Here is a 14,780-nt window from a genome sequence, read left to right on the forward strand (position 1 = left end):
GTATTTGCGGGACTTGTCCTTTTAGAATCAATATGAATAGATAATACTATATAAAAAATTGAAATCATACAGACTGATCTGTTCTATATAGAGGTGAAAAAAAATGGATAGCAAGAAACGCGTTGTGATTACCGGATGTGGGGTTATTTCATCACTTGGTCAAGACATTCCGACGTTCTGGAATAATCTATTAGCTGGGAAATCTGGAGTATCGAACATTGAATCCTTTGATGTTAGCGATTTTACAACTAAATTTGCAGCTGAAGTGAAGGATTTTAATCCAGAGGATCATATGGATAAAAGAGATGCGAAGCGTGCTGACCGTTTTGCTCAATTTGCTGTTGCAGCAAGTAAATTAGCTCTACAAGACGCTAATTTAGAAATTAATGATGAGATATCTCACAAAGTTGGTGTATATGTTGGTTCGGGTATCGGAGGCTTACAAACCTGGGAAGAGCAGCATGATCTGCTAAGAAATAAGGGTCCAAAAAGAGTGAGTCCGTTTTTTATTCCGATGATGATTGCCAATATGGCTTCAGGCTTAGTGTCTATCATGACGGGTGCTAAGGGACCTAACAGTGCTCCAATCAGTGCTTGTGCAACTGGGACACATGCCATTGGTGATGCAGCTCATATCATTAAACGTGGCCATGCAGATGTGATGATTGCTGGTGGTGCTGAAGCAACAATTAGACCAATCGCTTTAGCCGGTTTTAACTCAGCAAGAGCTCTTTCAACACGTAATGATGAACCACAAAAAGCAAGCCGTCCTTTTGATGCAGAGCGTGATGGCTTTGTTATGGGTGAAGGGGCAGGTGTTGTTATTCTAGAATCCTTAGAGCATGCTCTAGCTCGTGGGGCAAACATTATTGCTGAGGTTGTTGGGTATGGTATGAGTGGAGACGCTTATCACATCACTAGTCCAGCACCAGAAGGTGAAGGGGCAACAAGGGCGATGCTTGAAGCGATTCGTGATGCAGAAATCGATGCTTCTGATATCGACTACATCAATGCTCACGGTACGTCTACGGACTATAATGATAAATTTGAGACATTAGCTATTAAAAATGCTTTAGGTGATCATGCCTATAAAGTAGCTATTAGCTCTACTAAATCTATGACAGGTCACCTGCTAGGTGCAGCTGGCGGAATTGAAACGATTGTTTGTGCGTTAAGTATTAGGGATCAAGTCATTGCCCCGACCATTAACTATGAGCACCCGGATCCAGAGTGTGATTTGGATTACGTGCCAAATGAAGCAAGAAAAGCAAAAGTTGATGTCGCACTATCTAACTCGTTAGGCTTTGGAGGTCATAATGCAACGATCATCCTCAGAAAGTTTCAGAAAGAATCGCAGTAAATTTAAGAAAACTCGTTCTCCGAGAAGAAAGCTAAAAAAGGAACACAGACTTAGCGAGTTACGCATTAAATTTAAAAGGTTTCAGGAGGACATCAAGCTTGAATTTAAGGATGAGTCCCTCCTGATGCAGGCTTTTACCCATTCATCTTATGTAAATGAACACCGTGGTCAGACCTTCAAGGACAATGAACGGTTAGAATTTTTGGGTGATGCAGTGCTTGAGCTTACAGTGTCTAAGTATCTTTTCACCCATTTTCCTAAAATGAGTGAAGGGGAAATGACGAAGCTCCGAGCGGCTATCGTGTGTGAGCCTTCTTTAGTGAAGCTAGCGGAGGATTTAGAGTTTGGTCAGATCATCTTACTAGGAAAAGGCGAAGAGATGACGGGGGGACGAGAGCGCCCTGCTTTATTAGCTGATGTTTTTGAGTCTTTTATCGGTGCCTTATATCTAGATCAAGGCTTAGATACGGTGTACCATTTCCTAACGCTTTATGTGTTTCCTAAGATTTCAGACGGCGTGTTTTCTCAGGTTATTGATTACAAAAGTCAGCTGCAGGAATATATCCAGCAGGACAGCATGGGAGACATCTCGTATCAAATTATTCAGGAAAAGGGACCTGCTCATAATCGGGAATTTGTATCGGAAGTATTTTTAAATACAGAATCTATGGGAGTAGGCGTCGGAAAATCGAAGAAGGAAGCGGAGCAAAAAGCAGCAGAAAAGGCATTAAAACAGCTTGGAGCTTTAAGCAAGGGCTGAAGAAAGGTACTATGAGGTCAGTTCCTTTAGAAGTTCTATCAGAACTTTACTAGGGTGATATTGGATAGGACCTTTCATCAACTTTATAGGAGTAAAGTTTGACTTCCTGAGGATTCTCGTCTCCAAAGGAAGTTTGTTTGTATTCTGGAAGGTTATTCTTTTGGACAAGAGGAAGAGAGTCTGTCCATTACAGGTGCCTGCGTTAATCGAACAAGGGTATTATTGCGCAGAGTTTCAACTATTGATAAAATATAAAGGTTAGAAGCCATTTGATAATGAAGCATAAAACAAGTGATTTAGCTGAAGATCATTTTAGCTAAGTCGTTCTAAAAAATAGATATACATACATAACGGAAGATAGTTTGAGGGGAGAGTATAGGATGTACCTCAAGAGATTAGAGCTTTACGGGTTTAAATCCTTTGCCGATCGGACGGAGCTTGAATTTGTCCCAGGTGTAACGGCTGTTGTAGGACCTAACGGGAGTGGGAAAAGTAATGTATCTGATTCGATCCGCTGGGTATTAGGTGAGCAGTCAGCCAAGTCTCTTCGTGGAGCAAAGATGGAGGATATAATTTTTGCTGGAAGTGATACAAGAAAGCCAGTGAACTATGGTGAGGTTACCTTGGTTCTAGATAACTCGGATCAAGCCCTGCCGGTGGATTACGATGAGGTGGCTATTACTAGAAGAGTTTATCGTTCGGGAGATAGTGAATATCTGTTGAATAAGCAGACTTGTCGCTTGAAGGATATCACTGAGCTTTTTATGGACACCGGATTAGGGAAGGAAGCTTACTCAATCATTGGGCAGGGACGTATTGAGGAAATCCTGAGCACGAAATCTGAGGATCGCCGTGGAATCTTTGAAGAAGCGGCTGGTGTCGTTAAATATAAAAGTAGGAAAAAAGAGGCTGAAAGAAAGCTTGACGAAACAGCAGCTAACCTCGTTAGGATTCAGGATATTATCTACGAAATTGAGGAACAAATAGAGCCGCTTAAAGAGCAATCAGATAAGGCAAAGGCGTACAAAACGCTTAAGAAGGAATTAACAGCAAAGGAAATTAGTACGTACGTCTATTCCATTGAAACGCTACATGAAAAATGGGAGCAAGCAACCTCTGCGCTTGAAGTGCTCAAGCAACAGCAAAATGAGCTTTCTGTCGCGGTGAATCAAGAGGATGCAAAGCTTGAGCAATTGAAATGGCATGTCAGTCAGATTGAGCAGAAGCTTGAACAGTTCCAGCAGCAGCTATTGAATGTGACGGAAGAAGTGGAGAAGCTAGAGGGTCAGCGTGAGGTTCTCAGGGAGAGAAAAAAGAACTTCTCCACGAACAAACAGGATATTCTAGAGAGAATTGAGGCGTTAAAGCAGAGACAAGCGTTAAATCTGGTGGAGCTTGAAGGTGAGGAAAAGGAAAGGCTAGGTGTGAAAAAATCTGTTGATGAGACGAAGCAGCAGCTAGCCGATTTAGAGGACACATTAAGCCAGTTTTCTCAGAATGTAGATGAGCGACTTGAAAAGCTTAAAGGAGACTACATTGAGATTTTAAATGAGCAGGCTTCGATAAAAAATGATGTGCGTCATGTGAGTCAAACGATCCTCCAAAATGAAGGGAGAATGGAAAGGCTGCATAATGAGCATAAGCATTCTATACAAGAACGTGAAAAGCTACAGCAGGACGTGCAGGAGAAAGAGAAGCATGTTCAAGGTGTTACAGCAGAGATTCATCAGGCTCGTGAGTTGTACCAGCAGCAGGCCTCTAGGCGTAAGGAGATCCTGTCAACTGTGGATCAGGACGAAGCAAAGCTACGGAACTATATGAATCAATATGAAAAGCTTACGGGGCGAAGACAGTTCCTTGTGGATATGAAGGAGGAATTTAACGGCTTCTTCCAAGGAGTCAAGGAGGTTCTAAAAGCCAGGGAATCACAGCTGAAAGGAATCGACGGAGCAGTTGCTGAGCTGATTCAGGTTCCTAAGGATATGGAGGTTGCCATTGAGACGGCTTTAGGTGCAGCCTTACAGCATGTCGTGGTGAAGGATGAAGGAGCCGCTAGAGAAGCGATTCAGTTTTTGAAGAATCGTCGTTTGGGTCGGGCTACCTTTCTACCACGCAGCGTTATTAAAGCACGCTCTTTAGGAGCGTCTGAGCTTAACACGTTAAAGCAGTCTGAGGATTTCGTTGGTGTGGCTCAGGATCTCATACAATTTGACGCGAATTACCAGCAGGTCGTTGGTAATCTTCTTGGACATGTTGTGATTATGAAGAGCTTGAAGGCCGCGAATGAAGCGGCGAAAAAGCTACAATATCGCTTTCGCTTTGTCACTCTAGATGGAGATGTTGTTAACCCTGGAGGTTCCATGACGGGGGGAAGCCAAAAGCAAAATCAATCGAACCTGCTTGGTCGAGATCGAGAAATTGAGAAGCTAGAGGTGGAGATAGAGAAGGCTGAGGAAGCGATTCAGGAGAAGAAGGAAGAGCTTCAGCATGAGCGGCTTAAGGTTCAGGGGATTGATCAGGAGCTTGAACAGCTTAGGACAAAAGGTGAGGAGCTAAAGGAAGTAGAGCAGCAGAAAAAGGAAGAGCTACACGCTCTACAATTCTCACTTAAGCATCTGGATGAAAAGCTACGTCTATATGATGACGATATGCTTACGTTTACCTCTGAGAAGGAAGCTGCTGAACAACGTAAAATAGAGGCTGAAGCAAGGCTGGTACAGTTAACAGAAGAAACGAAGCGTACCGAGGAAGAGATGCAGGAGCTAGAAACGAATAAAAAGCAGTCTGCCCAAATCAAAGAGGAAAAAGGGCAGCAAATCACGCAGCTTAAGGTTGAATTGGCTCGTAGGCTTGAGGAGTACAACGGACTGAAGAGGAATGTTGAGAGACTACAAGCGACACAGGAGCAGCTCAATCAAGAATGGACAGAAGCACAGGAAAATCTTCAGCGGCTTGAAGGGAATCTTCATCAGCAGGATGATGAAGGTGACGCTCTTGATCGGGCGATTCAAGAAAGCAAGGAGCAGAAGGATCATGTGACTGTACAGATACATTCGTTACGCCAAGAAAGAAAAGGATTGCAGCATGAAGGGGATGAGCTTGAGATTAAGCTTAAAGAGCTACGCAAAGAGCTACGAGTGGCGGAGGAAGAATCGCATAAGGAAGAGGTTAAGGCGAATCGTTTAGACGTTGAGCTGGAAAATTACCTTACTTTGTTGCGCGAGGAGTACGAGCTTAGCTTTGAGGCGGCGAAGGAAAGCTATCCATTAGAGGATGAATATGAAGTGGTCAAGCGTGAGGTTGAACGACTGAAAAGAGATATTCAGCTGCTTGGCACGGTGAATCTTGGAGCGATTGAGGAATATGAGCGAGTTGTCGAGCGCTACGATTTCCTAAAGCGTCAGGAGGATGACCTGATTCAAGCAAAGAATACGCTATATGACGTGATTTCAGAAATGGATGAGGAGATGTCTAAGCGTTTTAAAGAAACGTTTGACCTTGTTCGTGAGCAGTTTGTTGATGTATTCCAACAGCTCTTCGGAGGTGGACGAGCAGATCTAATTCTCTCTGTTCCCGAAAATCTTTTGAACACAGGAATAGATATTGTTGCTCAGCCTCCGGGTAAAAAGCTCCAGCATTTAGCATTATTATCTGGTGGAGAAAAAGCGTTGACCGCAATTGCTTTACTTTTTGCGATACTAAGGATTAAGCCTGTTCCCTTCTGTGTGCTTGATGAGGTTGAGGCTGCTTTAGACGAAGCAAACGTCTCTAGGTTTGCTCACTATTTGCGTGAGTTTAGAGAAAACACACAATTCATTGTCATTACTCACCGTAAAGGAACAATGGAAGGAGCCGATGTCCTGTATGGGATAACCATGCAAGAGTCTGGTGTTTCTAACCTAGTATCCGTTAAACTAGAGGAGTCGGAGCGTATTGCTACGGCTTAAGGTATTTATTTTTGTATATCTAAGACTTATGTGCAAGATTGGTTATGTGTAACATTTTAAGTTAAGTATATGTAGGTTGTAATCGTAGGAGGAAATCAGATGAGTTTTTTTAAAAAGCTAAAAGAGAAAATTACCGCTCAAACCGAATCGGTAACAAATAAATTTAAAGAGGGCTTGGAGAAAACAAGGAACTCTTTTGCTGAAAAAGTAAATGACCTTGTCAGCCGCTACCGTAAAGTAGACGAAGAGTTTTTCGAGGAGTTAGAGGAAATTCTGATTCAGGCTGATGTTGGTGTTAATACGGTACTAGAATTAGTTGAGGATATTAAGAAGGAAGCTAAGAGGAGAAAGCTTGAGGATAGCTCCCAAATTCGCCCTCTTATCTCCGAAAAGCTGACAGAGCTACTGAAAAAAGCGGAGGAAGATAACGCTCTAAACATGGCAGCAAGTGGTTTAACGATTGTTCTTATTGTAGGTGTGAACGGTGTAGGGAAAACAACAACGATTGGAAAGCTTTCTCACCGTTTGAAGTCTGAAGGGAAGAAAGTCGTTCTAGCAGCTGGAGATACGTTTCGTGCAGGAGCCATTGAGCAGTTAGAGGTGTGGGGTCAACGAGCTGGTGTTGATGTGGTTAAACATAAGGAAGGAAGTGACCCTGCAGCTGTTGTCTATGATGCGATTCAAGCAGCAAAATCAAGGGAAGCTGACGTGCTGATCTGTGATACTGCAGGAAGGTTGCAGAACAAAACAAATCTTATGGATGAGCTTAACAAGGTATATCGTGTTGTTCAAAGAGAGGTTCCAGAAGCACCACATGAAACACTTCTTGTGTTGGATTCAACAACGGGACAGAATGCTCTTTCTCAAGCTAGAACATTTGGTAAGTCAGCTGGAGTTACAGGTCTTGTATTGACCAAGCTTGACGGTACAGCCAAGGGTGGTATCGTTATTGCTATCCGTAATGAGCTAGACATTCCAGTTAAGTTTGTAGGTCTGGGGGAGCAAATGGATGATTTGCAGGTGTTTGATGCTGAGCAGTTTATCCATGGACTCTTCTCTGACTTGGTTGATGAGGAAGTAGAGAAAGAAGATAACGCATAGAGAGTATAAAGAACTAATGATAAATAGACCATAGATGCAAGAAAAGTATCTCTTGCCTCTGTGGTTTTTGTTTAAAATCCTATAGTGAGGTTAATATAAATGAGATATAAATTAGAGATAGATGGTAGAAAAAAAGGTTAAGTTTACGTAAATACTAACAAGAAATACTTGCCAAAATAGGATCTAATGTCTAGAATGATATGTGTAAAATATACTGAAAAATGCATAAAATATAAATGATTAAGTTTGGGCTAGATTAATCTTGTGTTTTATCCAAAATAATATGTACATTATCACTCATTAAGATGTGGGAAGACAGGAGAATTTATGACAAGAAATACTCGTACTTCTGAAAAAGTCTTACTAGTAGGGCTTGGATTCATTTTATTGTTTATGTTATTTCATGATTGGGTCCCATTAGGACCATTTAATGATGTTCAAGCTGTTTCTGGAGATCGAACGATTGGTGACCTCATTCTTGTTACAGCGATAGGGACTGTACAGATTCTCTTATTTATAGGGCTCGTATTATATTTTCGTGGTAGAGAGTATCCAATTTGGATAAAACTATGGTTAATTATTCATCAATCCTCCATTTTTGCTGGAGCACTTTTCGCTTGGTGGATTCCATATCTCTTCGGTTTTGGTGCAGCAGAAAGAGTGCAGAGATACGAGGCTATGTTTGGGGATACTCACGCCTTCCTTCCTATCATGAACGGTATTGTTCCAAACACCATTCATACGTTGTTTCATCTTACACTTCTTATGTGTATTATCTTAACCATCTACATCAGTTTCACGGATAAGAAAGCAAAACAATCTAAGATAAGAGCTTCTCATGTTGTCAAGCCAACATAGTTGTAAAGGGACAAAAGGTATGTAACACAACTTAAAGGTATGTAATACAACTTAAAGGTATGTAATACCAAGGGAAGATATGTTATATAGAGTTGTATTACAATAAAGGACCTATCCCAAAAGTGTAAAGTGACTTATCGAGAAGATGTGGTGTGCAAGGTGAGTTCTAACGGTCATTTTTGCACTTTAGCCGTGCTTTTCGGAGTTCTGCAAATTCTAACGGACAAAATTGCACCTTAGAAGGGTGATTTGAAGAAAAATCTCAAGATATTAATTCTAAGAGTTAAAAATGTCCGTTAGAAACAGAATCAGCTAAAAATCACTCTCTAAGAGTCTCATATGTCCGTTAAAGATTGGTGGCAGACAGAAAAGTCCAAAGTTAGATAAACTACTTTTGATTTTGGACAGCCCCTTTGAATATTTTATTAAATAACTCGCACAAACGTCCCTTTACTTGCTTTTTGATAAGCCTGATCTCCCATTTCCTTTACATTCTCCGATAAAGTAGAGGCTGGCACTAATTGATCTCCTTGTAAAACGGAAGGGTCTATCAGTCGAAGCTTATTTTTACGATGAATCTCATAATCTACCTCATCTTCTACGACCTTCACCTGATTATTAAGCCTTTCAAGCATTGCCTGTAAATTTGTATCTTGAATAGATCGTAGCCTATTCATAACAACTTCATCCGTTTCAAGTAAATCCTCTAAGTAAAGCCATTTCTTTTCTAACGCAAGCTTCAACGTATCAGCCAACTGAGCATAGCCGTAGATATTTAGCGGATCCATAAAAAAATCAATGACTTCCTTATAATAAGCTTCTACAAACCATTCAGCTGCTTGGAGGTTATCTAAATAGATTTTTCCTTCTATTATAGTCAAATGATCTAGGAAGGTTTGAACCTCTGCCATTGTAATATGACCATATGTATATAAATCACGTAATGTGTAATCTATTCGATCGGCGCAAAGCTCTGGTGCTGATTGCTCCAATAAAGTCCATTTTGAATCATCAAGTAAAAGTTCCTTGTAATCGTAGCCGTGGCGGTTGAGCATTTGAGGAATTTCTGAAGCTGTAAGAACAGAGTGGAAAATCTCTTCATGATAGTCCTCTGCTTCATTTTTTAAGACAAAATCAATAACATGAGAGAAGGCAGTATGGGAAATATCGTGCAGTAAACCGGCGATCTGTTCTTCTAATGAACCTCCTAGTTTACGGATTAGAAGCATGACACCGATTGAATGTTCATATCTGGTGACAGACCATGTTGGATTTACTAGGTAGCTTGCTCCACCTTGATGAATTCCTTTTAATCTTTGAACAGGCTTAGATTGAATTAATTCTTCTAGAACTGGCTCAACAGTAAAATGCCCATAAAGTACGTCTGAAGTATTCATTATGTCACCTTCTTGTTTTCATAGTAGTTAATGTGATTATATTAAAATGGGATTTCATTATTCAGAAAAGATGAACGTTAAAGACATAAACACTTTAAATAAAGAAGTATTTCGGCTCGTGCGATATAAAATATAATTTGTTTAAACTTAATAATAACTATCAACAAAAGAATTATATTTTTTGCACTATTTGCGCGCGCGCTTATGTATTATATTACATATATAAGTCTTTTGGTTATTAAAAGATATTTTTACATATCAAAGAAGAAGAGTAAGGACAGTGGCTGTCCCTATGAACAAGTGTACAACAAATACTGCTCAGGCTCTAGTCAATGTCAATGTTATTTATAAATAATGATTTGTTTTCGGAGTAACAAAAGGTAATCAAAATTACACTGTACATTGTCCTCATTTATGGGCAGATAGGAGAATTTTATGTTGCTATATAAATTCAAGCGGAGTTAACCTCATAGCAAGCGGCAGTGAATTTGATGATTAGGTAATACAGAGGAAGAGGAGGAGTAATAATGAAAAGTATGTTTTTAAAGTACAAATACATCATATTATTTGTTGCTTTCTCTAATTTTATTGTGCTTATGAACTTAATTAATCCCAGTTTTTTCGATATAGGATTTATTGTTGTGATTACAACTTTAATAAGTTGGTTTATTGGTTTTTTGGTTTTTACTCTATATACTTACATAAATATGAATCAAAATAAAAATCATAAGAAAGGTATTAAATGATATTGTCTTTGATTACTTGGATGTTGATTACTTGGATATTGATTACTTGAATATACTTTAAAAGCCTTCTTCTGAGGCTTTTTTTCTGATAAGGAAGAGAATTAGCACAGTCATTCTGCCATTTTTTCCATAGAATAAAATTTCTTATGCTTATATTTCTCTTATGACTTGTTATTATATCTGAATTCTATTTATCTACTATCTAGGCAAATTCATTTTTAATCGCAATAGAGATATAATTATAAACTCCCTTTTGATACTGACAAGAAAAAAACTTGACAGCACTTGACACGACTTTTAGAATAGAGTATGATCTTCTAGTGTAAAGGTAATTGCCTGACACATGTTTTCAATAGCCATCACTGGTTTGAAAGGGTTTTGCCAATGCTAGAAAAAACAACCCGAGTCAACCTTTTATATGATTTTTATCATGGTCTATTAACGGAGAAGCAGCGTTTATATACAGAGCTTTACTATGTAGATGATCTGTCATTAAGCGAGATTGCGGAGCAATATCAGGTTAGTAGACAGGCTGTTTTTGATAATGTAAAGCGAGTGGAGCAGCTGCTGGAGCATTTTGAGCAGGAATTGCAGCTGATGCAGAAGCATACCATTCGTGAGGATATGCTTGATGAGCTGTCAACGCTACTGGAGCAAGATAGAGAGCTAGACGTTCACAGGCTTAAAAACATCATTACTGCACTTAAAAATGTAGACTAGGAGGCGGCAAGTATGGCTTTTGAAGGATTAGCCGACCGACTGCAAGAGACATTAAAGAAGATTCGCGGTAAGGGAAAGGTTAGCGAGGAAGACGTTACCCAAATGATGCGTGAAGTACGGATCGCTCTTTTGGAGGCGGACGTTAACTTTAAGGTCGTTAAGGATTTCATCAACCGAGTGAAGGAACGCGCTATAGGTCAAGAAGTCTTGAAGAGCTTGACCCCTGGTCAGCAGGTTATCAAGGTTGTTAATGAAGAGTTGACAGCGCTTATGGGTGGCGAGCAGAGTAAGATTGCTGCTGCACATAAACCACCAACTGTTATTATGATGGTGGGTCTGCAAGGGGCTGGTAAGACAACCTCGACAGGTAAGCTAGCTAAGCATTTACAAAAGCAGAATCGCAATCCTTTGCTAGTGGCTGGAGATATTTATCGTCCGGCAGCGATCAAACAGCTTCAGGTGCTAGGTGAGCAGTTAAATGCTCCGGTTTTCACGCTTGGAGATCAAGTTAGCCCTGTTGAAATTGCCAAGCAGGCGATTGTTAAGGCGAAGGAAGAGCATTATGATTATGTGCTGATTGATACAGCAGGTCGTCTACATATTGACGATACACTGATGGATGAGTTAAACCAAATCAAGACTGAGGTTAAACCGGATGAGATCCTGTTAGTTGTCGATTCGATGACGGGGCAGGATGCAGTGAATGTAGCTGAAAGCTTTAATGCACAGCTTGAACTCACTGGTGTGGTTCTGACGAAGCTCGATGGAGATACTCGTGGTGGTGCTGCTTTATCTGTTAAAGCGATCACAGGTAAGCCAATTAAGTTTGCCGGTATGGGTGAAAAGCTTGATGCCTTAGAACCTTTCTTCCCAGATCGAATGGCTTCTAGAATTTTAGGGATGGGGGATGTTCTTACCCTCATTGAGAAGGCACAATCGAGTGTTGATAAGGAAAAGGCAGCTGAGCTTGAACGTAAAATGCGCAAGATGGAGTTTACGTTTGATGATTTCCTAGATCAGCTTGATCAGGTTAAGAAAATGGGTCCTCTTGAGGATATCCTTGGGATGATGCCTGGAGCTAATAAGATCAAAGGTCTTAAAGGCATGCAGGTGGATGATAAAGCCCTAGGTAAGGTGGAAGCGATTGTGCGTTCCATGACCGTTGAAGAAAAGAGCAAACCTGAAGTGATCAATGCTAGCCGCAGAAAAAGAATTGCCTTAGGAAGCGGTACGTCCGTACAGGATGTTAACCGATTACTTAAGCAATTCGAGGACATGAAGAAAATGATGAAACAAATGACACAAATGGCTTCTTCGAAAAAGAAGAAGAAGGGCTTCAAATTCCCTTTCATGCCATAACGTCATATGATTCATAAAAAAAGCTAAGAGACATTATAGGAGGAGATTTATCATGGCAGTAAAAATTCGTTTAAAACGTATGGGTGCTCATAAAAAACCTTTTTATCGTTTAGTAGTAGCAGATTCTCGTTCACCTCGTGACGGTCGTTTCATCGAGGAGATCGGTACGTACAATCCTGTAGCACAGCCTGCATTGGTTGATATCAACGAAGAGAAAGCTCTTCAATGGCTACAAAATGGAGCAAAACCTTCTGATACAGTACGTAATCTTTTCAGCAACGCTGGTATTTTAACGAAGTTCCACGAGTCTAAACAAAAGTAAGCGGGATTAAGAATCCAAACGCTATTCTGGAGGACTGCATATGAATGATTTGATTGAGACAATCGCTAGAGCTCTTGTTGATCATCCAGAAGACGTCAGTGTTTCTGAGAAGGAATCTGACCGCAGCATCACGTATCAGCTTACTGTACACCCTGACGATGTTGGCAAGGTGATCGGCAAGCAAGGACGCATTGCTAAAGCGTTGCGCACCGTTGTGTATGCTTCAGCTACAAAGCTGGAGAAAAAAGTATATATTGACATTCAGTAGGAATCAAGGGCGGAGCAAACTTCGTCCTTTTTCCTCATTTGAATCAGGGTATAGGGGCGATTAGTGAATGAAAATTAAGAGACCTGTTCATATTAAAGTCATCCTTACGGAGAGCTCTAAGAAGGAATTAGAGACAGAATACGCTGAAAAGCTGAGTCAAAACAAAATAGAACTCGAGCAGCTTCGCTTCCAAGGAAAAAAGCTGCTTCATGACGCTGGGAAAAAAGGAGCCGAGTTTGTTCGTTCTGTTCAGGAAAGACTTCAGCAGGAAGAGAAAAAGAAGCAGGAATACATAGAACAGGTTCTTTTTCAGATCGAGCAACTAGAGCTACTACCTATTGGTACAGAAATTCTTCATAGTACGATAGAAGGGGATGTTGATGTACGGGTAGGAGACTCTTGGGATCATCTCATGAACCAAACGGAAATTATTATTAAAGACGGTGTTGTTCATGAGATTAGAGAAGGAAGGGATAAGGTTGAATAAGCTTTTTAAGGTTGGAAAAATTGTAAATACACATGGCATTCGTGGTGAAGTTAGAGTACTGACTACGTCTGATTTTAAAGAAGAGCGTTACCGAAAGGGAAACGTTTTATATATCGTTAAGGATGTAAAAAGCACTGAGGCTGCTTCTGTAACTATTGAAAGTCACCGGGTACATAAGAATTTTGATTTATTAATGTTTGAGGGTCATCCGTCCATTAATGATGTGGAGAAATATAAGGGTTCATTTCTGATGGTAACAGAGGATGATCGTGTGGAGTTAACAGAAGGGGAATATTACTACAGCGATATTATTGGCTGTGAAGTCATTACTGAAGATGGGGAAGCGTTAGGGAAGATCAAGGAGATTATCTCTACAGGTGCGAATGATGTGTGGGTTATTCAGCGTTATGCTCAAGGAAAGGATATCTTGATTCCCTACATTGAAGATGTCGTTAAGGATATTCAGCTTGCCAATAAAACCATTACCATTCATGTGTTAGAGGGATTGTTAGAATGAAGCCATTAAAGCTACATGTTTTCACCTTATTTCCTGAAATGTTCGAGGGTGTCCTAGGCTCAAGTATTTTGGGCAAGGCGGAGCAAAAAGAGCTCGTTTCCTATCATATAGTTAACTTCAGAGAGTATGCTCAAAACAAGCACTCACAGGTGGACGATTATCCATATGGAGGAGGAGGGGGGATGATTTTAAAACCCGAGCCTCTTTTTCACGCTGTCGAGGATGTCCTTGGTTTTACCCCACATAAGTCGCAGAAAAAGCGTCCCAGGATTATACTACTTTGTCCTCAAGGAGAGCCGTATACCCAAGCGAAGGCAGAAGAGCTGGCTCAAGAGGATGAGCTATTATTCATTTGCGGGCACTATGAAGGATATGACGAGCGTATTAGGACTCATTTAGTTACAGATGAAATATCTATTGGTGACTATGTGCTGACTGGTGGAGAGCTTGCTTCCATGGTAATTATTGATAGCGTCGTTCGTCTTCGTGAAGGGGCACTAGGGAACGAGCAGTCGGCCAAGACAGATTCCTATAGTACAGGCTTACTTGAATATCCGCAATATACCCGCCCGGCAGATTTCGATGGGATGAAGGTTCCTGATGTGCTTCTTTCAGGTCATCATGCTAACATTGAGGAATGGAGACGTAAGGAGTCCTTGTTTCGTACCTGGCAAAGGAGAAGGGACTTATTAGAATCCTATTCCCTTAGTGAACAGGAAAAAGCATGGATAGCCGAGTTTGAAAAAACACAGACATCAGAATAAGTCTACTATTTGTTAACTGAAAAACTAATTGATAATGGAGAAAAAAGTTTTATAAAATTTTATACAGGGCTTTGTAAAAGCCATTGTGCTTCAACGTGAAGTATGGTAATATACTATTTGTGGCATTTTGCCCTTAATTAAGACGGTCCGCTGCTATATCGCACATGAATGGTA

The 14,780-nt window shown here is 40.6% G+C and carries 14 protein-coding genes; 13 read left to right on the top strand and 1 reads right to left on the bottom strand.

Features of this window, described 5'->3' with window-relative positions; translation table 11 throughout:
• The first annotated feature begins 103 nt into the window (after positions 1 to 103).
• The 5 genes from fabF (at position 104) to J2S11_RS16005 (ending at position 8,026) form a co-directional block, all read left to right on the top strand.
• Positions 104 to 1,360, top strand: coding sequence for a beta-ketoacyl-ACP synthase II (gene fabF / locus J2S11_RS15985; protein ID WP_307396207.1), 1,257 nt, complete (start codon positions 104 to 106; stop codon positions 1,358 to 1,360).
• Positions 1,317 to 2,120: a ribonuclease III gene (rnc, locus tag J2S11_RS15990; RefSeq protein WP_307396208.1), complete on the top strand. Its 804-nt coding sequence runs from the start codon at positions 1,317 to 1,319 to the stop codon at positions 2,118 to 2,120. Before fabF ends, rnc begins: the two co-directional genes overlap by 44 nt.
• A 380-nt stretch (positions 2,121 to 2,500) precedes the next feature.
• On the top strand, positions 2,501 to 6,067 hold the full coding sequence (gene smc / locus J2S11_RS15995; protein WP_307396210.1) for a chromosome segregation protein SMC: 3,567 nt from the start codon (positions 2,501 to 2,503) through the stop codon (positions 6,065 to 6,067).
• Positions 6,068 to 6,166: 99 nt separating this feature from the next.
• Positions 6,167 to 7,168, top strand: a complete 1,002-nt coding sequence (gene ftsY, locus J2S11_RS16000) for a signal recognition particle-docking protein FtsY (protein ID WP_307396212.1) — start codon at positions 6,167 to 6,169, stop codon at positions 7,166 to 7,168.
• Positions 7,169 to 7,495: 327 nt separating this feature from the next.
• On the top strand, positions 7,496 to 8,026 hold the full coding sequence (locus J2S11_RS16005; protein ID WP_307396213.1) for a hypothetical protein: 531 nt from the start codon (positions 7,496 to 7,498) through the stop codon (positions 8,024 to 8,026).
• 425 nt (positions 8,027 to 8,451) lie between these two features.
• Here J2S11_RS16005 and J2S11_RS16010 read toward each other — a convergent pair whose 3' ends face one another.
• Complete coding sequence (locus tag J2S11_RS16010; RefSeq protein WP_307396215.1) at positions 8,452 to 9,423, bottom strand: HD domain-containing protein; 972 nt, start codon at positions 9,421 to 9,423, stop codon at positions 8,452 to 8,454.
• Positions 9,424 to 9,950: 527 nt separating this feature from the next.
• Between J2S11_RS16010 and J2S11_RS16015 the strand changes: the two genes are divergently transcribed.
• From J2S11_RS16015 to trmD, 8 genes are all read left to right on the top strand, one after another.
• A complete protein-coding gene (locus tag J2S11_RS16015) occupies positions 9,951 to 10,169 on the top strand; it encodes a hypothetical protein (RefSeq protein ID WP_307396217.1) in 219 nt (72 codons plus the stop codon).
• A gap of 384 nt (positions 10,170 to 10,553) precedes the next feature.
• Positions 10,554 to 10,889: a putative DNA-binding protein gene (locus J2S11_RS16020; protein WP_307396218.1), complete on the top strand. Its 336-nt coding sequence runs from the start codon at positions 10,554 to 10,556 to the stop codon at positions 10,887 to 10,889.
• Between the two features lie 12 nt (positions 10,890 to 10,901).
• Complete coding sequence (gene ffh, locus J2S11_RS16025; RefSeq protein ID WP_307396220.1) at positions 10,902 to 12,248, top strand: signal recognition particle protein; 1,347 nt, start codon at positions 10,902 to 10,904, stop codon at positions 12,246 to 12,248.
• A 52-nt stretch (positions 12,249 to 12,300) separates the two neighbouring features.
• Positions 12,301 to 12,570 (top strand): 30S ribosomal protein S16, encoded by a 270-nt coding sequence (gene rpsP / locus J2S11_RS16030; RefSeq protein ID WP_307396222.1) that lies wholly within the window; start codon positions 12,301 to 12,303, stop codon positions 12,568 to 12,570.
• Between the two features lie 40 nt (positions 12,571 to 12,610).
• The gene (locus J2S11_RS16035; RefSeq protein WP_307396224.1) at positions 12,611 to 12,838 is read left to right on the top strand and encodes a KH domain-containing protein; all 228 of its coding nucleotides are present in this window, start codon (positions 12,611 to 12,613) and stop codon (positions 12,836 to 12,838) included.
• A 67-nt stretch (positions 12,839 to 12,905) separates the two neighbouring features.
• A complete protein-coding gene (locus J2S11_RS16040; RefSeq protein ID WP_307396225.1) occupies positions 12,906 to 13,325 on the top strand; it encodes a YlqD family protein in 420 nt (139 codons plus the stop codon).
• Positions 13,318 to 13,842 (top strand): ribosome maturation factor RimM, encoded by a 525-nt coding sequence (gene rimM, locus J2S11_RS16045; protein ID WP_307396227.1) that lies wholly within the window; start codon positions 13,318 to 13,320, stop codon positions 13,840 to 13,842. The genes J2S11_RS16040 and rimM overlap by 8 nt, the downstream gene beginning before the upstream one ends.
• A complete protein-coding gene (gene trmD, locus J2S11_RS16050) occupies positions 13,839 to 14,606 on the top strand; it encodes a tRNA (guanosine(37)-N1)-methyltransferase TrmD (RefSeq protein WP_307396229.1) in 768 nt (255 codons plus the stop codon). The genes rimM and trmD overlap by 4 nt, the downstream gene beginning before the upstream one ends.
• Positions 14,607 to 14,780: the final 174 nt, after the last annotated feature.

Origin of the sequence: Bacillus horti, assembly GCF_030813115.1 — a bacterium.
GTDB lineage: Bacteria > Bacillota > Bacilli > Caldalkalibacillales > JCM-10596 > Bacillus_CH > Bacillus_CH horti.